The organism is Streptomyces sp. NPDC006610 (genome assembly GCF_040611575.1).
In the GTDB taxonomy this organism is placed as follows: domain Bacteria; phylum Actinomycetota; class Actinomycetes; order Streptomycetales; family Streptomycetaceae; genus Streptomyces.
Window position 1 is genome coordinate 192,947 of the sequence record NZ_JBEXOP010000002.1, and the last position, 20,562, is coordinate 213,508.

Sequence of the window (20,562 nt, forward strand, 5' to 3'; positions counted from 1 at the left end):
CGTCAGCCGTAGACCGGGCCGGTGTACTTCTCGCCCGGCCCCTGCCCCGGCTCGTCCGGGACGACGGAGGCCTCGCGGAACGCCAGCTGCAGGGACTTCAGGCCGTCCCGCAGCGGCGCCGCGTGGAACGAGCTGATCTCGGTCGCGCTCCCGTCCATCAGACCGGCGAGGGCGTGGATCAGCTTGCGGGCCTCGTCCAGGTCCTTGTGCTTCTCGCCCTCCTCGGTGAGACCGAGCTTCACCGCGGCGGCGCTCATCAGATTGACGGCGACCGTCACGATCACCTCGACCGCGGGCACCTCGGCGATGTCGCGGGTCATCTCGTTGAAATCGGGCGTGTCGGCTGAGGAGTCACTCATGCCGGACACGATAGGGGCACCGCGGCGCCGGTCCCCAGTCAGCCTCGGTTAGCCCTCGCCTGGCCGAGCTGCTAACCTTGTGTAACGACCGGTCGGACACGTATGCCTCACGGCCCGCGAGCCCGACCTACAAGTGGAGGCTTTCGAACTCCCACCCGACCGCCCACCGGGCGGCGGGTCACCGGTCAGGCGGTGCCGTCCCTTGTGGCGGCCATCCGCCCGAAAGTGCGCCCCGCGATCCCCGCGGCGGTGCTCCGGTAGTTCGAGGAGCCCCGCCTGTGATCGTCCGGGGCATTTTTCGTGTCTCGGCGCGGTTAGGTCTAACGAACACAGACGTTACGCGGCTGTCCGCCAGACCGTCGCGTGGTGCTACCGAGGAGGATCCATCAGCGCCGAGCCCCGCATCAACGACCGGATTCGCGTTCCCGAGGTGCGACTTGTCGGTCCCAGTGGCGAGCAGGTGGGCATCGTCCCACTCGCCAAGGCACTGGAGCTTGCGCAGGAGTACGACCTGGACCTGGTCGAGGTCGCGGCGAACGCCCGTCCGCCCGTGTGCAAGCTCATGGACTACGGGAAGTTCAAGTACGAGTCGGCCATGAAGGCCCGTGAGGCGCGCAAGAACCAGGCGCACACGGTCATCAAGGAGATGAAGCTCCGGCCGAAGATCGACCCGCACGACTATGACACCAAGAAGGGTCACGTCGTCCGGTTCCTCAAGCAGGGCGACAAGGTCAAGATCACGATCATGTTCCGTGGTCGCGAGCAGTCCCGGCCCGAGCTGGGCTACCGGCTGCTGCAGCGTCTCGCGGAGGACGTCCAGGACCTCGGTTTCGTGGAGTCGAACCCGAAGCAGGACGGCCGCAACATGATCATGGTTCTCGGTCCGCACAAGAAGAAGACCGAGGCGATGGCCGAGGCTCGCCAGGCGCAGGAAGCCCGCAAGGCGGAGGCGAAGGCCAACCCCGGCCGCTCGCAGAACGCCGCGGACACGGACGCCGTGAACGCCGACGCGCCTGCCGAGGCTTCCGCCGAGGCGTCCGCCGAGGCGTGACCCCGGGGACACACCCGTCCCAGGCAGTATCCGAAACAAGAGCGACGCTCCACCTGTGCCCGGTTCTCGCGACCGGGCACCGGAGCGCCACTGACGAGGAGAGAACGGCGCTATGCCGAAGAACAAGTCGCACAGCGGTGCCAGCAAGCGCTTCAAGATCACCGGCTCCGGCAAGGTGCTCCGTGAGCGCGCCGGCAAGCGCCACCTGCTCGAGCACAAGTCGTCCCGCGTGACGCGTCGCCTCACCGGCAACGCCGAGATGGCCCCGGGCGACGCCGCGAAGATCAAGAAGCTTCTCGGCAAGTGACGTCGGGCGCGTACGCCGCGCCTGATCTTCGACCGGGACCCAATCGATTTCGGGCCGTGTGAGGACACCCACGGCCCCGCTACAAGGAGTTAACAAGTGGCACGCGTCAAGCGGGCAGTCAACGCCCACAAGAAGCGCCGGGCGATCCTCGAGCAGGCCTCCGGCTACCGCGGTCAGCGTTCGCGCCTGTACCGCAAGGCCAAGGAGCAGGTCACCCACTCGCTGGTCTACAACTACAACGACCGCAAGAAGCGCAAGGGCGACTTCCGTCAGCTGTGGATCCAGCGCATCAACGCCGCTGCCCGCGCCAACGGCATGACCTACAACCGCTTCATCCAGGGTCTGAAGGCCGCCAACGTCGAGGTGGACCGCAAGATCCTGGCCGAGCTGGCCGTCAACGACGCCGGCGCGTTCGCCGCGCTGATCGAGGTCGCCAAGAAGGCGCTGCCGAGCGACGTCAACGCGCCGAAGGCCGCGTGACGCCGCACGGGCTGCTGAGCCGACGTAACGGGACCCGCAGGTACGAAGCCTGCGGGTCCTGTCGTTGCCGTCCGCCACTGCCGTCTCTCGGCCGCGGGGCCGGTTGTGACTGGTCGCGCCCACGCGGCGGAGCCGTACATGGATACAGCCCCGCGCCCTGAGGGGCGCGCCGCACCAGCCGTCGAGTTACTTGTGAAGGTGAAGGATCGCATGCCCCCCGCCCTCCCCGAGCTGATCTCTCCCCGTTCCCCCCGGGTGTCCGCCGCGCGCCGGCTGGCCCGGCGGAACTTCCGGGGGAAGGAGCGGCTGTTCCTCGCCGAGGGGCCGCAGGCCGTACGGGAGGCCGCCGGGCACGCGGACACGCTCGTGGAGCTGTTCGTCACCGTCGAGGCCGCCGAGCGGCACGCCGACGTCATCGGCGCGGCACGCGCCGCCGGCGCCCGCGTCCACCTGGCCGACGAGCAGGTCATCGCCGACATCTCCACCACCGTCACCCCGCAGGGCCTGGTCGGGGTCTGCCGGTTCCTGGACACGCCCTTCGAGGACGTCCTCGCCGCCCGGCCCAGGCTGGTCGCCGTCCTCGCCCACGTGCGCGACCCCGGCAACGCCGGCACCGTGCTGCGCTGCGCCGACGCCGCCGGCGCCGAGGCCGTCGTCCTCACCGACGCCTCCGTCGACCTGTACAACCCCAAGGCCGTGCGCGCCTCCGTCGGCTCCCTCTTCCACCTGCCCGTCGCCGTCGGCGTCCCCGTCGAACACGCCGTGGCCGGGCTCAGGAGGGCGGGCGTGCGGATCCTCGCCGCCGACGGCGCGGGGGAGCGCGATCTCGACGAGGAGCTGGACAAGGGCGCCATGGGCGGCCCCACCGCCTGGGTCTTCGGCAACGAGGCCTGGGGGCTCCCCGAGGAGACGCGCGCCCTCGCCGACGCCGTGGTCCGCGTCCCCATCCACGGCAGGGCCGAGAGCCTGAACCTCGCGACCGCCGCGGCCGTATGTCTGTACGCCTCGGCCCGCGCACAGCGCGCCGCCACGGGCTGCCGCTCCGTCACCGAGAGCTAGTAGGGTGACCAGCCCGGGGGAAACGCCCCCGAGCTCTCGGACCGGTCTGAGCAGGGGGTACCCCCATGCCATCTGAGAGGTGGGACACGGGGATGAGCGTCGGCACCAGCAGCGCACCGGGAGGCCCGGACGTACGGCGTCCGCCCGCGCCCCGCACCGGCGAATCCGCCGCGCCCGGCATCGACCCGGACGACCTCCCCGACGGGCTGGTCGTCGCCGACGAGCACGGCCGCGTCGTCCGCTTCAACGCCGCCGCCGAGCGGATCACCGCCGTCCCCGCGGCCCGCGCCCTCGGACAGCCGCTGGACGCCGCGCTCCCCCTGGAGGACCTGGAGGGCCGACGCTGGTGGCAGCTGACCGACCCCTACGGCGGCCTCGCCACCCGCACCCGCCAGCCCGAGCGCAACCTCCTGCTGCCCGGCGGCCGTGAGGTGCTGGTCTCCGCGCGCTACATCCGCACGGCCCCCCTCGGCCCGGTGACCCGCGTCGTCGTCTGCCTGCGCGACACCGAGGCCCGCCGCCGCACCGAGCGCAGCCACGCCGAGCTGATCGCCACCGTCGCCCACGAACTGCGCTCCCCGCTCACCTCCGTCAAGGGCTTCACCGCCACCCTGCTCGCCAAGTGGGAGCGGTTCACCGACGACCAGAAGCGGCTGATGCTGGAGACGGTCGACGCCGACGCCGACCGGGTCACCCGGCTCATCGCCGAACTGCTCGACATCTCCCGCATCGACTCCGGACGCCTGGAGGTGCGCCGCCAGCCCGTCGACATCGGCGCCGCCGTCGGCCGCCACATCCAGGCCTACGTCGCCGCCGGGCTGCCCGCCGACCGGTTCCTGCTGCGCATCCAGCAGCCCCTGCCCGCCCTGTGGGCCGACCCCGACAAGATCGACCAGGTGCTCAGCAACCTCATCGAAAATGCGGTGCGGCACGGCGAGGGAACCGTCACCATCGACGTCACGCCCGCCCCGTCCCCCCGCGAAGGGGAGGACGCCGCGACGTCGGTCACCGTGAGCGACGAGGGCGCCGGCATCCCGGAGGAGTCCATGAACCGCGTCTTCACCCGCTTCTGGCGGGGCAGCAAGCGCGGCGGCACCGGCCTCGGGCTGTACATCGTCAAGGGCATCGTCGAGGCCCACGGCGGCACCATCACGGTCGGCCGCGCCCCCGGCGGCGGCGCCGAGTTCCGATTTACGTTGCCCGTGGCCGCTCCGGCGTATCTCGCCTGACGGCCACGGGCGCATTCGTCCAGCCCCACCCCGTTAGACTCGGCCTTTGGCACCTTTGCGTCCCGTGAAACGGCCTCCTGAGTCGCTGACGGGGACCTTCAGCCAGCCAATCGGAAGCACGGGAAGAGATGTCGGCACCGAATAAGTCGTACGACCCTGTCGAGGTCGAGGCGTTGAAACCGGAAGAGATCGAGCGCATGCGGGACGAGGCGCTCGCCGCCTTCGCCGCCGCGGATTCCCTCGACGCGCTCCAGGAGGCGAAGGTCGCCCACACCGGCGGCGCCTCACCGCTGGCACTGGCCAACCGCGAGATCGGCGCCCTGCCCCCGCACGCCAAGGCGGACGCCGGCAAGCGCGTCGGCCAGGCCCGGGGCGCCGTCAACAAGGCCCTCGCGGCCCGCCAGGCGGAGCTGGAGGCCGAGCGGGACGCCCGGGTACTGGTCGAGGAGGACGTGGACGTCACCCTGCCGTACGACCGTGTGCCGGCCGGCGCCCGCCACCCGCTGACCACGCTCTCCGAGCGCATCGAGGACGTCTTCGTCGCCATGGGCTACGAGGTCGCCGAGGGCCCCGAGGCCGAGGCCGAGTGGTTCAACTTCGACGCCCTCAACATCGGCCCCGACCACCCCGCCCGCGGCGAGGCCGACACCTTCTTCGTGCAGGGTCCCGACGGCGGCGGCGACTCCGGCGTGGTGCTGCGCACCCACACCTCGCCCGTCCAGATCCGCTCCCTGCTCGGACGCGAGCTGCCGGTCTACGTGATCTGCCCCGGCCGCGTCTACCGCACCGACGAGCTGGACGCCACCCACACCCCGGTCTTCCACCAGGTCGAGCTGCTCGCCATCGACGAGGGCCTGACCATGGCGGACCTCAAGGGCACCCTGGACCACATGGTCCAGTCCCTGTTCGGCGAGGACATGAAGACCCGGCTGCGGCCCAACTTCTTCCCCTTCACCGAGCCGTCCGCCGAGATGGACATGGTCTGCTACGTCTGCCGCGGCGAGTCCGTCGGCAACCCGGACCGGCCCTGCCGCACCTGCTCCTCCGAGGGCTGGATCGAGCTCGGCGGCTGCGGCATGGTCAACCCGCGCGTGCTGCGCGCCTGCGGAGTCGACCCGGAGAAGTACAGCGGCTTCGCCTTCGGGTTCGGCATCGAGCGGATGCTGATGTTCCGCCACAACGTCGATGACATGCGAGACATGGTCGAGGGTGACGTCCGGTTCACCCGGCCCTTCGGGATGGAGATCTGATGCGGGTCCCGCTTTCCTGGCTGCGGGAGTACGTCGACCTGCCGGCGACCGAAACCGGCCGTGACGTCCAGGCCAAACTCATTTCGGCCGGTCTGGAGGTCGAGACCGTCGAACAGCTCGGCGCCGACCTCAAGGGCCCCCTGGTCGTCGGCCAGGTGCTGACCATCGAGGAGCTGGAGGGCTTCAAGAAGCCGATCCGCTTCTGCACGGTCGACGTCGGCACCGCCAACGGCACCGGCGAGCCGCAGGAGATCGTCTGCGGCGCCCGCAACTTCTCCGTCGGCGACAAGGTCGTCGTCGTCCTGCCGGGCGCCGAACTCCCCGGCGGCTTCGCCATCGCCGCCCGCAAGACCTACGGCAAGGTCTCGCACGGCATGATCTGCTCCAGCGACGAGCTGGGCATGGGCGACGACGGCAGCAAGGGCATCATCGTGCTGCCGCCCGAGACCGAGGTCGGCCGGGACGCCGTCGAACTGCTCGAACTGGTCGACGAGGTCCTCGACATCGCCGTCACCGCCAACCGCGGCGACTGCCTGTCCATCCGCGGCGTCGCCCGCGAGACCGCCATCGCCTACGGCCTGCCGCTGCGCGACCCGGCCCTGCTCGACGTGCCCGCGCCCAACGCCCACGGCTACCCCGTCGAGGTCTCCGAGCCGCTCGCCTGCGACCGCTTCACCGCCCGCACGGTCAGCGGACTGCGCCCCGAGGCCCGCTCCCCGATCTGGCTCCAGCGCCGGCTCCAGAAGGTCGGCATGCGCCCGATCTCCCTCGCCGTCGACGTCACCAACTACGTGATGATGGAGCTGGGCCAGCCCCTGCACGCCTACGACCGCTCCCTCGTCCAGGGCGCGATCGGCGTGCGCCGGGCCGAGGAGGGCGAGAAGCTCACCACCCTGGACGGCGTGACGCGCACGCTGCACGCCGAGGACCTGGTCATCACCGACGAGCGCGGACCCATCGGGCTCGCGGGCGTCATGGGCGGCGCCAACACCGAGATCGCCGACCACGACGCCGAGGGCGGCACCACCGACGTCGTCATCGAGGCCGCGCACTTCGACGCCGTGTCCATCGCCCGCACGGCACGCCGGCACAAGCTGTCGTCCGAGGCGTCCCGCCGCTACGAGCGCGGCGTCGACCCGCAGGCCGCCTCCGCCGCGGCGCAGCGCACCGTCGACCTGCTCGTGCTGCTCGCCGGCGGCACCGCCGAGGCGGGCGTCACCGAGGTCGTCGCGCCCTCCGCGCCGCACACCATCACCGTCCCGGCCGACCACCCCGACAAGGTCGCCGGCGTCACCTACGGCCGCGAGACCGTCGTACGCCGGCTCCAGGAGATCGGCTGCGACGTCCAGGGGTCGGACGAGCTGACCGTCACCGTCCCCTCCTGGCGGCCCGACCTCATGGAGCCGAACGACCTCGCCGAGGAGGTCATCCGGCTGGAGGGCTACGAGAACCTGCCCTCCACGCTGCCCAAGCCCCCCGCCGGCCGCGGTCTGACCCGCCGGCAGCGGCTGCACCGCCGGGTCGGCCGGGCACTGGCCGGAGCCGGCTACGTCGAGGCGCCGAACTACCCGTTCGTCGCCGAGCAGGTCTTCGACCAGCTCGGCCTCGACGCCGACGACCCGGCCCGCCGGGTGGTCAAGCTGGTCAACCCGCTCAACGACGAGGAGCCCGCGCTGCGCACGTCGCTGCTGCCGGGTCTGCTCGGCGCGCTGCGGCGCAACGACGGGCGGGGCTCGCACGACCTGGCGCTGTTCGAGACCGGCCTGGTCTTCCGGCCGCGCGCCGAGCAGGTCGCCGCCGTGCAGCTGCCGGTGGACCGGCGTCCGACCGACGAGGAGATCGCCCGCCTCGACGCCGCGCTGCCCGAGCAGCCGCGCCATGTCGCCGTCGTCCTCGCGGGCGCCCGCGAGCAGGCCGGCTGGTGGGGCCCGGGCCGTCCCGGCGACTGGGCCGACGCCGTCGAGGCGGCCCGCACGGTCGCCCGGGAGGCGGGCGCCGAACTCGTCGTCCGCAAGGGCCGCTACGGGCCCTGGCACCCGGGCCGCTGCGCCGAGCTGGCGGTCGTCGCCGACGGCGCCGAGCGGGTCGTGGGCCACGCCGGCGAGCTGCACCCGCGCGTGCTGAAGGCGCTGGGCCTGCCCGAGCGCACCTGCGCGATGGAGCTGGACCTGGACGCCGTGGGGCGGGCCGGCGACGACACTCCGCAGGCGCCGCGCATCTCCGGCTTCCCGGTGGCCACGCAGGACGTCGCGCTCGTCGTGGACCGTCCGGTGCCGGCCGCGCAGGTCGAGGCGGCGCTGCGCGAGGGCGCGGGCGAACTGCTGGAGTCCATCCGCCTGTTCGACGTGTACGAGAACGCGCAGCAGCTGGGCGAGGGCAGGAAGTCGCTGGCGTACGCGCTCCGCTTCCGCGCCGGGGACCGGACGCTGACGGTCGACGAGGCGTCGGCCGCCCGTGACGCGGCCGTGGCCCTGGCCGCCGAGCGCACCGGGGCGGCGCTGCGGGGCTGACCGCCGCAGGAGTGCGCGCATCGGCCGGCCGCGGACAGCGGCCGGCCGATCGCGTCTCTCGCGCGCCCCTGACGGGCGTACCGGCCGGCTCGCCACCCGCCCCGCCACGGAGTGTCGGGCAGGCGGCGGGGCGGGTGGACCTGGTGGGGGCCGCCGTCTGTACGAGGGGGAGCCGGCGGCCCGCCGGCCTCTTGCGAGGTACTCCAGTCAACCGGCCGGTCACGGTCCGCGACAGTGCGCGCACGGTACGGATGCGGGCATTCCGTTCACACCCCGTGTGAATCCGGACGCACTACGCTGTCGGGCACCCGAGTCACCAGGGGGCCCTCACCATGCAGCCCAACACCCTGCTCGACGCGATCCTGGACGAGGCGGGAGTCTCGCACGCCGGGCTCGCGGCGCACGTGAACCAGGCCGGTCGGGCGCGCGGACTCGCTCTGCGCTACGAACACACCGCCGTGGCCCGCTGGCTGAAGGGCCAGCGCCCGCGTGGCCAGGTCCCCGATCTGATCTGCGAGGTGCTCGCCGCCCGGCTGCACCGGTCCGTCACCCTGGACGACATCGGCCTCGGCGTCCCCGGCGAACCCGGCGGCGCCGCCCCCACCTCCCTGTCCGGCTTCGTGGAGCGGGCCACCGCCCTGTGGCGCTCCGACGAACAGCAGCGGCCGCACCTCCTCGGCGCCCCCGCCGTCACCGGCACGCCCGCCGTGATGCCGGTGTGGGAGTGGGAGAACCCGCCCGAGGACGTGGACGTCTCCCGCGGCGGCCGGCACCGGGTCACCCCGGCCGACCTGGACATGCTGCGCGCTGCCCGCGCCCACTACGAGCAGCTGTACCGCAAGGCAGGCGGCGTGGCGACCCGCTCCCGGATCGTCGGCTTCCTCAACGCCGAGGCCGCTCCGCTGCTGCGCGGCGGCTACACCGACGCCACCGGCCGCCAGCTGCACCGCGCCACCGGCGGCCTGGTGGCCATCGCCGGCATCTGCGCCTACGACTCCGACGCGCACGGCCTCGCCCAGCGCTACTTCCACCAGGCCCTGCGCCTGGCCAAGGCCAGCGGCGACCGGGGGCTCGGCGCGTACGTGATCGCCCTGCTGGTCAACCAGTCCCTGTTCATGCGGGAGTACCGGCAGGCCGTCGCCTTCGCCGAGGCCGCGCTGCGCACCGCGGGCCGCCACATCACCCCCGCCCTCGCCTCCGACCTGTACGCGATGCAGGCCAAGGCGTACGCCCACCTCGGCGACGGCACGAGCGCGCTGTCCTGCATCCGCCGGGCCGAGCAGGCCGCCGAGCGCATCCGGCGCGGACACGAACCCGACGAGACCGGCTATGTGCAGCCCGGCCTCGTCAACGTCCAAGTGGCGGAGGCGCTGCTGAGCCTCGGCGAGCTGGCCGCCGCAAGGGAGCATGCCGAGGCGGCCGTCGACAACCCGGCGCACGACCGCGGCCGGGTGCACCGGCTCGCCATGCTCAGCACCGTGGAACTGCGCCGGGGCAACGCCGACAAGGCCGTGGTCATCGCCGTCCAGATGGCCGAGCAGGCCCGCGGGATGGAGTCGCAGCGGATGCGGGACAGACTCCGGGCGGTCCGCGAGAACCTGGTGCGCAGCGGCGGCGCGGGCACCGCCGAGGCCGCCGAACTCATCGACGGAGCGCTGCGCGTGCCCCTGTGACCGCCCGTCCACGTCTGCTACCGGACTGCCCCTGCTGCGATATTGCCCCTTACCCGTCGGAAGGTGGCAGAACCGTGCAGTGGACGAAACGGAACGAACAAACTGTGTATGAAAACCGCTGGTTCAGCGTCAATCTCGCAGACGTGGCGCTCCCGGACGGCCGGCGTCTGGACCACTTCCTGATCAGGCTGCGGCCCGTCGCCGTGGCCACAGTGGTGAACGAGGCCAACGAGGTGCTGCTCCTGTGGCGGCACCGCTTCATCACCGACAGCTGGGGCTGGGAGTTAGCCGCCGGCGTGGTGGAGGACGGCGAGGACGTCGCCGTCGCCGCCGCCCGGGAGCTGGAGGAGGAGACCGGCTGGCGACCGGGGCCCCTGCGTCATCTGATGAGCGTGGAGCCGTCCAACGGCCTCACCGACGCCCGCCACCACATCTACTGGGCCGAGGAGGGCGAGTACACCGGACACCCCGTGGACGCCTTCGAGTCGGACCGCCGGGAGTGGGTCCCCCTCAAGGTGGTCCCCGACCTGGTGGCCCGCGGCGAGGTCCCGGCCGCCAACATGGCCGCCGCCCTGCTCCTGCTGCACCATCTCCGGCTCGGCCAGGACGTCCCGCCCCGGCACGTCACCGGCCCAGCGCCTGCCACACCGCCACGATCAGCGCGCCCACGGCGGTGAGAGCCGCCAGCGACGGCAGCGGCCAGCGGGCGTGCTCCAGCGCGGTCAGCCGCGCGTTCAGCTCGTCCAGTTCCTTGGCGGTCTCCTCGGTGCGATGGGAGAGCAGCGCCAGCCCGCCCTCGACGCGCGCGTACGCCACATCGAGGCGGCGACGTAACTCTGCGAGTTCTCCCAGGGCGACGGTGTGCTCGGGCTCGGCGGTCACTGACCGCTCCTTTCCGTGCTCGGCTCAACTGCTTGCATGGGCATGATGAGTCAACCGCCCTGGTGGGTGCGCGGGGAGCGTGTGCGAAGGGCATATGCGGGCCCGGAGCGCACACGGGGAGTGAAAGCGGCGGGCCCGGCGCCGTTTCCGGCGCCGGGCCCTGTCCGGCCGGAATCTGACGGTCAGTAATCGGCCATGTGATCGGCTGTCAGCCGTACGTGTAGAACCCCGACCCGCTCTTGCGCCCCAGCCGCCCCGCGTCCACCATCCGCTGCAGCAGCGGGGGAGCGGCGTACAGCGGCTCCTTGAATTCGTCGTACATGCTCTGCGCGACGGAGGCGACGGTGTCCAGGCCGATCAGGTCGGACAGCTTCAGCGGGCCCATCGGGTGGGCGCAGCCCAGCTCCATGCCGTTGTCGATGTCCTCGCGGCTGGCGATGCCCGTCTCGAACATCCGGATCGCGGAGAGGAGGTAGGGGATCAGCAGCGCGTTGACCACGAAGCCGGAGCGGTCCTGGGCGCGGATGGCGTGCTTGCCGAGGATCTTCTCGGTGAACAGCTGCGCCCGTGCGAGCGTGCCCTCCGAGGTGGTCAGCGCCGGGATCAGCTCGACGAGCTTCTGCACCGGGGCCGGGTTGAAGAAGTGGATGCCGATGACCCGGTCGGGGCGCGAGGTGGCGACCGCCAGCTTCACCAGCGGGATGGAGGAGGTGTTGGAGGCGAGAATCGCGTCCGGGCGCGTCACGACCTGGTCGAGCACCTGGAAGATCTCGGTCTTGACCTGCTCGTTCTCGACCACGGCCTCGATCACCAGATCGCGGTCGGCGAACTCGCCGAGGTCGGTGGTGAAGCTCAGCCGGGCCTGCGTCGCGTCCCGCTCGGCCTCGCTGATCTTGCCGCGCTCGGCGGCCTTGGCCAAGGAGTTGAACAGCCGGGTGCGGCCGATCTCCAGGGCCTCGCCGGTGGTCTCGGCGACCTTGACGTCCAGTCCGGCACGGGCGCACACCTCGGCGATGCCCGCACCCATCTGGCCGCAGCCCACCACTCCGACGCGCTCGATGTCTCCCGCTGGGATGTCGGTCACATCGTCCCCTTCGCTGATCCGCGGACAGGTCCGCCGGGTTTCGGCGCCTGCTCGTGCCTGCTCCGTTCGAGCACGTTACTCCCAAGTATCGATGATCGATCGCGGGGGTCGGCATTCCGCGGGGGTTCCGTCGGCGTCGCGTCGGGCATTCTGGGTCCCCGAACCATCCGTGACCGAGCGGATGCCGAGCGTATGGGGGTGTGCATGGGACGGATGACCCGGCGGGCGTTCGCGCTGGCCGCGCTGTCGACCGTGACGACCGCGAGTGGCGCGTCCGCCGCCGGGCCCGGGCGGCCCCGGGCGGCGGCCGAGATGCGCGGCATGTGGGTGGCGACCGTGACCAACCGGGACTGGCCCTCCCGGCCGGGGCTGACCGCGGCCCGGCAGCGGGCCGAGCTGATCGCCCACCTGGACACGGCGGTGCGGCGGCGGCTGAACACGGTGATCCTCCAGGTGCGGCCGACGGCCGACGCGCTGTGGCCCTCGCCGCACGAGCCCTGGTCGGAATACCTCACCGGCACCCAGGGCGGGGACCCGGGCTGGGATCCGCTGGGCACCGCCGTCGCCGAGGCGCACGCGCGCGGGCTGCGGCTGCACGCCTGGTTCAATCCGCTGCGGGTCGCCGTGCACACCGACCCGACCCGGCTCACCCCCACTCACCCGGCCCGCCTCCACCCCGAGTGGACCGTCCCGTACGGCGGCAAGCTCTACTACAACCCCGGCCTGCCCGAGGTCCGCGCCTTCGTGCGGGAGGCGATCCTCGACGCGGTGCGCACGTACCCGGTCGACGCCGTCCACTTCGACGACTACTTCTACCCGTATCCGATCGCCGGCCAGACCTTCGACGACGACGAGGCCTACGACGCCCACGGCGGGGCCTTCGCCACCCGCGGCGACTGGCGGCGGGACAACATCGACCGGCTGATCCGGACCGTGGCCTCCGGCATCAGGGCGGTCCGGCCCGCCGCCCGCTTCGGGATCAGCCCCTTCGGGGTCTGGCGCAACGCCTCCACCGACCCGCGCGGCTCCGACACCCGGGCCCTGCAGACGTACGACGACCTGTACGCGGACACCAGGAAGTGGGTGCGGGAGAACTGGATCGACTACGTCTGCCCGCAGCTGTACTGGCACGTCGGCAACGCCGCCGCCGACTACGCCGTGCTGCTGCCCTGGTGGGCCGCCGTCGCCCGGGGCACCGGGACCCGCCTGTACCTCGGGGAGGCGCTGTACCGGGCGGGCGATCCGGCGCAGCCCGCGGGCTGGCACGACCCGGCGGAGCTGTCCCGGCATCTGACGCTCGCGCGCCGCCACCCCGAGGTGGAGGGGCACGTCTTCTTCGCCGCCAAGGAGGTCGCGGCCGATCCGTACGGGGCGATGGCGCGGGTCGTCGCCGACCACTACCGGCAGCCGGCGCCGGCCCCGAGCTGAACCGCCTCCCGGGCCCGGCCGTTCACCCCGCCTACGGCCCGCTCGTGTACTGCCCCGTCCCGGTCGTCGTCTCCCGGTGGCGGATCTCGGTGTCGGGGCCGGGCGAGCACACGCCCTCGTGACCGTCCTGGAAGCGGACGCGGTAGGGCGGAGTGCCCCCGCGGCCCATCACCTCGACGATCTCGCCGACCTTGTCGTGCTGACCGACCACCCTGCCGTGCTGGACAAGCTGGTCGCCCACGCTTGCGTGCATCTGGGGCCTCCTCACCGTGTGCGTGTGCGGATCGGTGACCGCACTGCGCTCAGCCGCGCGCCCGCTGGGTGACGGCGATGCACACCAGCACCGCCGCGGCCGTCAGCGGGGCGGCCACCGTCAGGTGCTCGCCCAGCAGCAGCACCGACCACACCAGTGTGAGCAGGGGCTGGGCCAACTGCAACTGGCTGGCCTTGGGGATGCCGACGGCCGCCATGCCCCGGTACCAGACGACCAGACCGAGGAACTGCGAGCCCGCCGCGACCCACAGCAGCCCCGTCACGCTGTGGGCGGTCAGCGCGACCGGCTCGTACGCCAGCGCCACCGCGGCGGCGGGCAGCGACAGCGGCAGGCACAGCACGAGCGCCCAGCCGATCACCTGCCAGCCCGGCATCACCCGGGCCAGCCGCCCGCCCTCGGTGTAGCCGGCCGCGCACACCAGCAGCGCGGCGAAGAGATACAGGTCGGCGGTGCTCACCGCGCCGCCGCTCTGCGTCACCGTGAACGCCAGCACCGCCGCCGCCCCGGCGAGGGCAGCCGCCCAGAACGTGCGCGAGGGGCGGGCGCCGACCCGCAGGGCGGACAGCAGGGCGGTCGTCAGCGGCAGCAGTCCGACCACGACGGCGGCGTGCGCGGTGGTCGACGTCCGCAGCGCGAGCGTGGTCAGCAGCGGGAAGCCGAACACCACCCCCAGGGCGACCACCGCGAGGCCCGGCCAGTGGCTCCGGGCGGGCAGCGGGACGCGCAGGGCCAGCAGGCAGCCGCCCGCGATCAGCGCCGCGAGCACGCTGCGCACGGCGACGAGCGACCAGGGCCCGAAGCCTTCGAGGCCCCAGGCGGTCGCGGGGAAGGTGAGGGAGAAGGCGACGACGCCGAGGGCGGCCTGGAGGGTGCCGAACGCGGCCGTCGGCGGACTGTCGACCGCTATCCGGGTCGGTGCGGTAGCGCTACTCTGTATTCTCATGCAAGAGCGTAGCAGCGTGAGCGATCTGGTGAACCAGCTGCGGAGAGAGCTCGACCGCTACTCTCCTGGTGGAAAGCTGCCGTCGAGTCGCGCCCTGGTCGAACGGTTCCGGGTGAGCCCGGTGACGGTCTCCCGTGCCCTCGCGCAACTGGCCGCCGAGGGCCTGGTCGTGACCCGGCCCGGCGCCGGCGCCTTCCGGGCCCGGCCCCGCACCGGTTGGCCCGCCACCGGCGACACCTCCTGGCAGGAGGTCGCCCTCAGCGCCGCCACGGCCGGCGAACACGTACCGCGCTCGGTGGACGCCTCGGGTGTGCTCGCCTCACTGGCCGCACCGCCGCCCGGCGTGATCGAGTTCAACGGCGGCTATCTGCACCCCTCCCTGCAGCCGGAGCGGGCGATGGCCGCGGCCCTCTCCCGTGCGGGCCGCCGCCCCGGCGCCTGGGGCAGACCGCCCATGGACGGGCTGCCGGAACTGCGCGAGTGGTTCGCGCGCGGCATCGGCGACACCGTCACCGCCGCCGAGGTCCTGATCGCCGCCGGCGGCCAGTCCGCGCTGACCACCGCCCTGCGCGCGCTCGCCCCGCCCGGCGCGCCCGTTCTGGTCGAGTCGCCCACCTACCCGGGCATGCTGGCCATCGCCCGCGCCGCGGGCCTGCGCCCGGTCCCGGTGCCGGTCGACCCGGACGGGGTGCGCCCCGACCTGCTCGCCGACGCCTTCCGCGCCAGCGGCGCCCGGGTCTTCGTCTGCCAGCCGCTGTTCCAGAACCCGACCGGCGCGGTGCTCGCCCCCGAGCGACGCGGTGAGGTGCTGCGCATCGCGCGGGAGGCCGGCGCGTTCGTCGTGGAGGACGACTTCGTACGGCGGCTCGTGCACGAGGACGCGCCGCCGTTGCCGCGTCCGCTCGCCGCCGACGACCCCGACGGCGTCGTGGTGCACGTCGGCTCGCTCACCAAGGCCGCCTCGCCCAGCTTCCGGGTCAGCGCCCTCGCCGCGCGCGGGCCGGTGCTGGAGCGGCTGCGGGCCATCCAGGTCGTCGACACCTTCTTCGTGCCCCGGCCGCTCCAGGAGGCGGCGCTGGAACTGGTGGGCTCGCCGGCGTGGCCGCGGCATCTGCGGGCCATCGCCGCGGAGCTGCGGGCGCGGCGCGAGGCGATGACGGCCGCGCTGCGGCTGCGGCTGCCCGAACTGGCCCTGCCGCACGTTCCGTCCGGCGGCTATCACCTGTGGCTGCGGCTGCCCGACGGAGCCGACGAGCCGGCGCTGACCGCGGCGGCCCTGCGCGCGGGCGTCGCGCTCGCCCCGGGCCGGCCGTACTTCAGCGCCGAGCCCCCGGCCGGACACGTCCGGCTGAGCTTCGCGGCCGTCGCGGGGGCGGGGGAGATCACCGAGGGGGTGCGCCGACTCAGGGCGGCCTGCGACGAGGTGCTGTGAACCGTTCCGGTGGGGGTGCGGGGGTCGGTGAGCCCTCCGGGCCGGACTCCGGAGGAGGTGCCGTGAGCCCTCCGGGCCGGCTCCGGAGGGGTGCGTGCGCCTTCCTGGCCGGGCCGCCGAGGCGGGGTGGTGCGGTGGCGCTTCCGGTGAGGGCTGTGAAGGGGTGCGGTGGTCCCTCCGGCGGGGGTTGCGAGGCACCGCGCTTCGCCTGGGCGGGACTCCGGAGGAGGCGCGGTGACCCCTTCCGGCCGGGGCTTCGCGGCAGGCGCCGCGGCCCTCTCGGCCGGGAGGGCGATGTCACCCCCTAGCCTGCCCCCATGACCGAGCTTGCCGAGGGATACGAGATATCGGCGGACGCCGGCCGGATCGACGCCGGGCGGGTGCACCGCTGGCTGTCGGGCGACGCCTACTGGGCGCTGGGGCGCACGCGCGAGAAGCAGGACCGGGCCATCGAGGGCTCGCTCAACTTCGGGGTGTACGACACCACGACGGGCGAGCAGGTGGCGTACGCCCGCGTCGTCACGGACCGTGCCACCTTCGCCTGGCTGTGCGACGTCTACGTCGATCCGGGCGTGCGCGGCGAGGGCATCGGCACGGCCATGGTCACCGCCGTGCGCGAGCACCTGCGGCAGTACGGGCTCAAGCGGCTCATGCTGGCCACGCACGACGCCCACGGGGTGTACGAGAAGATCGGGTTCGCGCCCCTCGATCACCCCGAACACTGGATGGCCCTGGTCTTCGATCAGGAGGCCGGCCGGTGAAGTCCGGCGACCCTGAGTAACCCCCGGGTAACACCCCTTGACCTGTGCTCTTTCCGGGCCCACGATCCCCGCATGGCACTTGGGGTCACGTTCGTCGCCGCCGCCCGCAGTTCCCCGCTGCTCGCGGAGCGCTTCCAGGACGACCGGCCGCTGGACCAGGCCGGCTGGGACGAGGTGCAGCTCGCCGCCCGGGCTCTTCTGCCGCTCGCGGCGGCCGAGCTGCGCTACTGCTCGCCCACGCCCCGCAGCCGCGCGACCGGCGACGCCCTCGGGTACGCGCCGCTGGTCCAGCTCGCCCTGCGCGACTGCGACATGGGCCGGTGGCGCGGGCTGACCCTGGGCGAGGCGATGGCGCGCGAGCCCGAGGCGGTGGACGCCTGGCTCGCCGACCCGCGCTCGACGCCGCACGGCGGTGAGTCGCTGCTGGCGTTCATCGGCCGGGTCGGCGGCTGGCTCGACACGCGGCCGCTCGACGGCGACGCCGGCTGGATCGTCGCCGTGGCCGAGCCCGCGGTGATCCGCGCGGCCCTGGTCTACGCCCTGAAGGCGCCGCCCGCCACCTACTGGAACCTCGACGTCCGCCCGCTGTCCACGACCACGGTCACCGGCCGCGCCGGACGCTGGAACCTCCGCTTCGACGCGGGGTTCGCTCAGTCCACGCGCGTGTAGCCGGTCGTCAGCACCAGGTCCTTCGCCGGGCCGCGCACCCGCCACACCGAGCGCCAGCGATCCGCGTCCCGGACGGTGAACTCGCCCCGGTAGAGGTCGGCCGCGCAGGGATGGTCGGCGACGTGCCGCCCCGAGGCGAGGTCCAGGTCGTGGAACGGCCGCCCGTCCGCGAACCGCACGTCGGCCGTCCCGGGCGCCGGGCCCGGCAGAAAGCGCAGCGTCCGCTCGGCGGGCCGGGCGACGCCCCGCCAGACGAAGACGCCGGACTCCCGGTGCAGCAGCCCGTCTCCGGGCTCGACGAGATGGCCGAATTCCGTCGTGCCGTCGAAGCGCCCGGCATCCCCGCTCGCCAGATCCCGCACATCCCGCTCCACCCGCCAGCGCCCGGCGAGATACCCCAGCACATCCACCACTGGCCAGAACTCGCCCATCCCCTGCCGCTCTCCGTCCTGTCCGTTCCCGTCCGCCCCTGTGCGAACCATTGACGCGTCTCCGCCCCCTCCCTATCTTGCCGTTCGAAGTGCTGACCAATGTCCGACATCTCGAACGCATCGAGAACTCCTCCCGAGCCGCGGAGCTTCCATGTCACGCACGCGCAACCGCTGGAGAACCGGTCTCACCGCGACCGCCCTCCTGACGGCCACCGCCCTTCTGCCCGCCCCCGCGCACGCCGAGCCCGTCGCCGACTACGCGATCACCGTCGACCCGGACGCCACCGGTCCGGCGATCGCCGACACGATGTACGGCGTCTTCTTCGAGGACATCAACCGCGCCGCCGACGGCGGGCTGTACGCCGAGCTGGTGCAGAACCGCTCCTTCGAGTACTCCACGGCGGACAACGCCGGCTACACCCCGCTGACCTCCTGGTCGGCCGACGGCGCCGCGGAGGTCCTGAACGACGCCGGACGGCTGGGCGAGCGCAACCGCAACTACCTCTCCCTCGGCGCCGGTTCGGCCGTGACGAACTCCGGCTACAACACCGGCATCCGGGTCGAGGCGGGCAAGCGCTACGACTTCTCGGTGTGGGCCCGCGCCGCCTCCGGCACCACCCTCACCGTCTCCCTGCGCGACGCCGCGGGCAGCCTGGCCGGCGCCCGTCAGGTGGCCGTACGCGGCGACTGGCGCAAGTACACCGCCACCTTCACCGCGTCCCGCACCAGCAGCCGCGGCCGGCTGACCGTCGCCGCGACGCGGGCGGCCGCCCTCGACATGGTGTCGCTCTTCCCGCGCGACACCTACAAGAACCAGCCGGGCGGCCTGCGCAGGGACCTCGCCGAGAAGATCGAGGCGCTCAGGCCCGGCTTCGTCCGCTTTCCCGGCGGCTGCATCGTCAACACCGGCTCCATGGAGGACTACAGCGAGGCCTCCGGCTGGCAGCGCAAGCGGGCCTACCAGTGGAAGGACACCGTCGGCCCGGTCGAACAGCGCGCCACCAACGCCAACTTCTGGGGCTACAACCAGAGTTACGGCCTCGGCTACTACGAGTACTTCCGCTTCGCCGAGGACGTCGGCGCCATGCCGCTGCCCGTCGTCCCCGCGCTGGTCACCGGCTGCGGCCAGAACCGGGCCACCGACGACGAGGCGCTGCTGCGGCGGCACATCCAGGACACCCTCGACCTCATCGAGTTCGCCAACGGCCCGGTGACCTCCGAGTGGGGCGGGCTGCGCGCCCGGATGGGACACCCCAGGCCCTTCGGACTCACCCACCTCGGCGTCGGCAACGAGGAGAACCTGCCGGACGCGTACTTCGAGCGCTTCCGCAAGTTCCGCACCGCCATCGAGGCCGAGCACCCCGAGATCACGCTCGTCTCCAAGTCCGGCCCGGACGACACCGGAACGACCTTCGACCGCCTCTGGCAGCTCAACCGCGCCGACGGCGTCGACATGGTCGACGAGCACTACTACAACAGCCCCCAGTGGTTCCTCCAGAACAACGACCGCTACGACTCCTACGACCGGCAGGGCCCGAAGGTCTTCCTCGGCGAGTACGCCTCCCAGGGCAACGCCTGGAAGAACGCCCTGGCCGAGGCCGCGTTCATGACCGGCCTCGAGCGCAACGCCGACGTCGTCGAGCTGGCCTCCTACGCGCCGCTGCTGGCCAACGAGGACTACGTGCAGTGGCGCCCGGACATGATCTGGTTCAACAACCGCGCGTCCTGGGGCTCGGCCAACTACGAGGTCCAGAAGCTGTTCATGAACAACACCGGCGATCGCGTCGTCCCCTCGACGGCCACCACCACACCGGACGTGAGTGGCCCGATCTCCGGCGCGATCGGCCTGTCCACCTGGGCGACCAGCGCCGCCTACGACGACGTGCGGGTCACCGCCGCCGACGGCGCCGAGCTGTTCCGGGACGACTTCTCCGGCGACGCCTCGCGGTGGACGCACGGCGGCACGGGCGCCTGGACCGTCCAGAGCGGAGAGCTGGTGCAGACCGACGCCGCCGCGGAGAACACCCTGATCACGGCCGGCGACCCCGCCTGGCACGACTACGACCTGCACGTCAGAGCCACCAAGAAGTCCGGCAACGAGGGCTTCCTGGTCGCCTTCGGAGTCAAGGACACCGGCAACTACTACTGGTGGAACCTCGGCGGCTGGAACAACACCAGCTCCGCCGTCGAGCAGGCCGTGGACGGAGGCAAGTCGACGCTGATCTCGAAGCCCGGGTCGATCGAGACCGGCCGCGCCTACGACATCGACGTCAAGGTGCGCGGCCGCCAGGTCACCCTCTACCTCGACGGCCGGGAATGGGGCAGCTTCACCGACGACAAGCCGGCCGAGCCGTTCCGCCAGGTCGTCACCGAGGACGAGGCCACCGGCGACCTCATCGTGAAGGTCGTCAACGCCCAGTCCGCGGCGGCCCGTACGGCCGTCGACCTCGGCGGCGCCCGGGTCGCCCCCCGCGCCCGCGTCACCACTCTGGCCGCCGCCCCCGACGAGACGAACACCGAGACGGACACCCCGGTGACGCCGGTGACGTCCACCTTCGACGGGGTCGCGGACCGGTTCACGTACACCTTCCCGGCGAACTCGGTCACGTTCCTGCGGATCGGGCGGCGGTGACGGCCGTGGGGGGGGGGGGGGGGGGGCGGGCCGGGGGGCGCGCGGCGCGCCCGCGCGCCGCCCCGCCCCCCCCCCCCGCCCCCCGGCCCCCCCCCCCCCCCCCCCCGC

At 72.8% G+C, this 20,562-nt stretch carries 19 protein-coding genes and 1 pseudogene; 14 read left to right on the plus strand and 6 right to left on the minus strand.

Annotated features, from left to right (window positions below; genetic code table 11):
- Positions 1-2: 2 nt before the first annotated feature.
- Positions 3-359: a DUF1844 domain-containing protein gene (locus tag ABZY13_RS02615; protein WP_356627023.1), complete on the minus strand. Its 357-nt coding sequence runs from the start codon at positions 357-359 to the stop codon at positions 3-5.
- A gap of 385 nt (positions 360-744) precedes the next feature.
- Between ABZY13_RS02615 and infC the strand changes: the two genes are divergently transcribed.
- From infC to ABZY13_RS02660, 9 genes and pseudogenes are all read left to right on the plus strand, one after another.
- Positions 745-1,410, plus strand: a complete 666-nt coding sequence (infC, locus tag ABZY13_RS02620; protein ID WP_356627133.1) for a translation initiation factor IF-3 — start codon at positions 745-747, stop codon at positions 1,408-1,410.
- Between the two features lie 112 nt (positions 1,411-1,522).
- Positions 1,523-1,717, plus strand: a complete 195-nt coding sequence (gene rpmI / locus ABZY13_RS02625) for a 50S ribosomal protein L35 (RefSeq protein WP_003977225.1) — start codon at positions 1,523-1,525, stop codon at positions 1,715-1,717.
- Positions 1,718-1,813: 96 nt separating this feature from the next.
- A complete protein-coding gene (gene rplT, locus ABZY13_RS02630; RefSeq protein ID WP_356627024.1) occupies positions 1,814-2,197 on the plus strand; it encodes a 50S ribosomal protein L20 in 384 nt (127 codons plus the stop codon).
- A 210-nt stretch (positions 2,198-2,407) separates the two neighbouring features.
- Positions 2,408-3,256 (plus strand): RNA methyltransferase, encoded by an 849-nt coding sequence (locus ABZY13_RS02635; protein WP_356627025.1) that lies wholly within the window; start codon positions 2,408-2,410, stop codon positions 3,254-3,256.
- 92 nt (positions 3,257-3,348) lie between these two features.
- The gene (locus tag ABZY13_RS02640; RefSeq protein WP_356627134.1) at positions 3,349-4,485 is read left to right on the plus strand and encodes an ATP-binding protein; all 1,137 of its coding nucleotides are present in this window, start codon (positions 3,349-3,351) and stop codon (positions 4,483-4,485) included.
- A gap of 128 nt (positions 4,486-4,613) precedes the next feature.
- Positions 4,614-5,735, plus strand: a complete 1,122-nt coding sequence (gene pheS, locus ABZY13_RS02645) for a phenylalanine--tRNA ligase subunit alpha (RefSeq protein ID WP_356627026.1) — start codon at positions 4,614-4,616, stop codon at positions 5,733-5,735.
- Entirely contained in the window at positions 5,735-8,245 is a 2,511-nt protein-coding gene (gene pheT, locus ABZY13_RS02650; protein WP_356627027.1) for a phenylalanine--tRNA ligase subunit beta, read from the plus strand. Before pheS ends, pheT begins: the two co-directional genes overlap by 1 nt.
- Positions 8,246-8,577: 332 nt before the next feature.
- Complete coding sequence (locus ABZY13_RS02655; RefSeq protein ID WP_356627028.1) at positions 8,578-9,918, plus strand: transcriptional regulator; 1,341 nt, start codon at positions 8,578-8,580, stop codon at positions 9,916-9,918.
- 74 nt (positions 9,919-9,992) lie between these two features.
- A pseudogene (locus ABZY13_RS02660) lies at positions 9,993-10,535 on the plus strand (NUDIX hydrolase); the annotation flags it as partial.
- 7 nt (positions 10,536-10,542) lie between these two features.
- Here the strand turns inward: ABZY13_RS02660 and ABZY13_RS02665 are convergent.
- Both ABZY13_RS02665 and ABZY13_RS02670 read right to left on the minus strand, forming a co-directional pair.
- The gene (locus ABZY13_RS02665) at positions 10,543-10,800 is read right to left on the minus strand and encodes a hypothetical protein (RefSeq protein ID WP_356627029.1); all 258 of its coding nucleotides are present in this window, start codon (positions 10,798-10,800) and stop codon (positions 10,543-10,545) included.
- Between the two features lie 208 nt (positions 10,801-11,008).
- Positions 11,009-11,884, minus strand: a complete 876-nt coding sequence (locus ABZY13_RS02670) for a 3-hydroxybutyryl-CoA dehydrogenase (protein WP_356627030.1) — start codon at positions 11,882-11,884, stop codon at positions 11,009-11,011.
- Positions 11,885-12,088: 204 nt separating this feature from the next.
- Here ABZY13_RS02670 and ABZY13_RS02675 point away from each other — a divergent pair, with 204 nt between their 5' ends.
- Positions 12,089-13,312 (plus strand): family 10 glycosylhydrolase, encoded by a 1,224-nt coding sequence (locus ABZY13_RS02675; RefSeq protein ID WP_356627031.1) that lies wholly within the window; start codon positions 12,089-12,091, stop codon positions 13,310-13,312.
- Positions 13,313-13,343: 31 nt separating this feature from the next.
- Here ABZY13_RS02675 and ABZY13_RS02680 read toward each other — a convergent pair whose 3' ends face one another.
- Together ABZY13_RS02680 and ABZY13_RS02685 are read right to left on the minus strand one after the other, a co-directional pair.
- Positions 13,344-13,565: a DUF1918 domain-containing protein gene (locus ABZY13_RS02680; protein WP_356627032.1), complete on the minus strand. Its 222-nt coding sequence runs from the start codon at positions 13,563-13,565 to the stop codon at positions 13,344-13,346.
- Between the two features lie 49 nt (positions 13,566-13,614).
- Positions 13,615-14,529: a DMT family transporter gene (locus ABZY13_RS02685; RefSeq protein WP_356627033.1), complete on the minus strand. Its 915-nt coding sequence runs from the start codon at positions 14,527-14,529 to the stop codon at positions 13,615-13,617.
- Between ABZY13_RS02685 and ABZY13_RS02690 the strand changes: the two genes are divergently transcribed.
- The 3 genes from ABZY13_RS02690 (at position 14,528) to ABZY13_RS02700 (ending at position 17,391) form a co-directional block, all read left to right on the plus strand.
- Positions 14,528-15,961 (plus strand): PLP-dependent aminotransferase family protein, encoded by a 1,434-nt coding sequence (locus tag ABZY13_RS02690; protein ID WP_356627034.1) that lies wholly within the window; start codon positions 14,528-14,530, stop codon positions 15,959-15,961. The genes ABZY13_RS02685 and ABZY13_RS02690 overlap by 2 nt on opposite strands.
- Positions 15,962-16,278: 317 nt before the next feature.
- Positions 16,279-16,722 (plus strand): GNAT family N-acetyltransferase, encoded by a 444-nt coding sequence (locus ABZY13_RS02695; protein ID WP_356627035.1) that lies wholly within the window; start codon positions 16,279-16,281, stop codon positions 16,720-16,722.
- 72 nt (positions 16,723-16,794) lie between these two features.
- Complete coding sequence (locus ABZY13_RS02700; RefSeq protein ID WP_356627036.1) at positions 16,795-17,391, plus strand: histidine phosphatase family protein; 597 nt, start codon at positions 16,795-16,797, stop codon at positions 17,389-17,391.
- Here the strand turns inward: ABZY13_RS02700 and ABZY13_RS02705 are convergent.
- Positions 17,373-17,822 (minus strand): DUF6314 family protein, encoded by a 450-nt coding sequence (locus tag ABZY13_RS02705; protein ID WP_356627037.1) that lies wholly within the window; start codon positions 17,820-17,822, stop codon positions 17,373-17,375. The two genes, ABZY13_RS02700 and ABZY13_RS02705, sit on opposite strands and share 19 nt — an antisense overlap.
- A gap of 151 nt (positions 17,823-17,973) precedes the next feature.
- Here ABZY13_RS02705 and ABZY13_RS02710 point away from each other — a divergent pair, with 151 nt between their 5' ends.
- Positions 17,974-20,454: an alpha-L-arabinofuranosidase C-terminal domain-containing protein gene (locus ABZY13_RS02710; protein ID WP_356627038.1), complete on the plus strand. Its 2,481-nt coding sequence runs from the start codon at positions 17,974-17,976 to the stop codon at positions 20,452-20,454.
- Positions 20,455-20,562: the final 108 nt, after the last annotated feature.

Bases quoted from the DNA above. Each gene is read 5' to 3' on its own strand.
- ABZY13_RS02655 (WP_356627028.1), top strand. From the start codon at position 8,578: ATGCAGCCCAACACCCTGCTCGACGCGATCCTGGACGAGGCGGGAGTC.
- ABZY13_RS02710 (WP_356627038.1), top strand. From the start codon at position 17,974: ATGTCACGCACGCGCAACCGCTGGAGAACCGGTCTCACCGCGACCGCC.
- ABZY13_RS02690 (WP_356627034.1), top strand. From the start codon at position 14,528: ATGCAAGAGCGTAGCAGCGTGAGCGATCTGGTGAACCAGCTGCGGAGA.
- ABZY13_RS02640 (WP_356627134.1), top strand. From the start codon at position 3,349: ATGAGCGTCGGCACCAGCAGCGCACCGGGAGGCCCGGACGTACGGCGT.
- ABZY13_RS02680 (WP_356627032.1), bottom strand. From the start codon at position 13,565: ATGCACGCAAGCGTGGGCGACCAGCTTGTCCAGCACGGCAGGGTGGTC.
- ABZY13_RS02695 (WP_356627035.1), top strand. From the start codon at position 16,279: ATGACCGAGCTTGCCGAGGGATACGAGATATCGGCGGACGCCGGCCGG.
- ABZY13_RS02635 (WP_356627025.1), top strand. From the start codon at position 2,408: ATGCCCCCCGCCCTCCCCGAGCTGATCTCTCCCCGTTCCCCCCGGGTG.
- ABZY13_RS02685 (WP_356627033.1), bottom strand. From the start codon at position 14,529: ATGAGAATACAGAGTAGCGCTACCGCACCGACCCGGATAGCGGTCGAC.
- ABZY13_RS02615 (WP_356627023.1), bottom strand. From the start codon at position 359: ATGAGTGACTCCTCAGCCGACACGCCCGATTTCAACGAGATGACCCGC.
- ABZY13_RS02675 (WP_356627031.1), top strand. From the start codon at position 12,089: ATGGGACGGATGACCCGGCGGGCGTTCGCGCTGGCCGCGCTGTCGACC.
- ABZY13_RS02700 (WP_356627036.1), top strand. From the start codon at position 16,795: ATGGCACTTGGGGTCACGTTCGTCGCCGCCGCCCGCAGTTCCCCGCTG.
- pheS (WP_356627026.1), top strand. From the start codon at position 4,614: ATGTCGGCACCGAATAAGTCGTACGACCCTGTCGAGGTCGAGGCGTTG.
- ABZY13_RS02705 (WP_356627037.1), bottom strand. From the start codon at position 17,822: ATGGGCGAGTTCTGGCCAGTGGTGGATGTGCTGGGGTATCTCGCCGGG.
- pheT (WP_356627027.1), top strand. From the start codon at position 5,735: ATGCGGGTCCCGCTTTCCTGGCTGCGGGAGTACGTCGACCTGCCGGCG.
- rpmI (WP_003977225.1), top strand. From the start codon at position 1,523: ATGCCGAAGAACAAGTCGCACAGCGGTGCCAGCAAGCGCTTCAAGATC.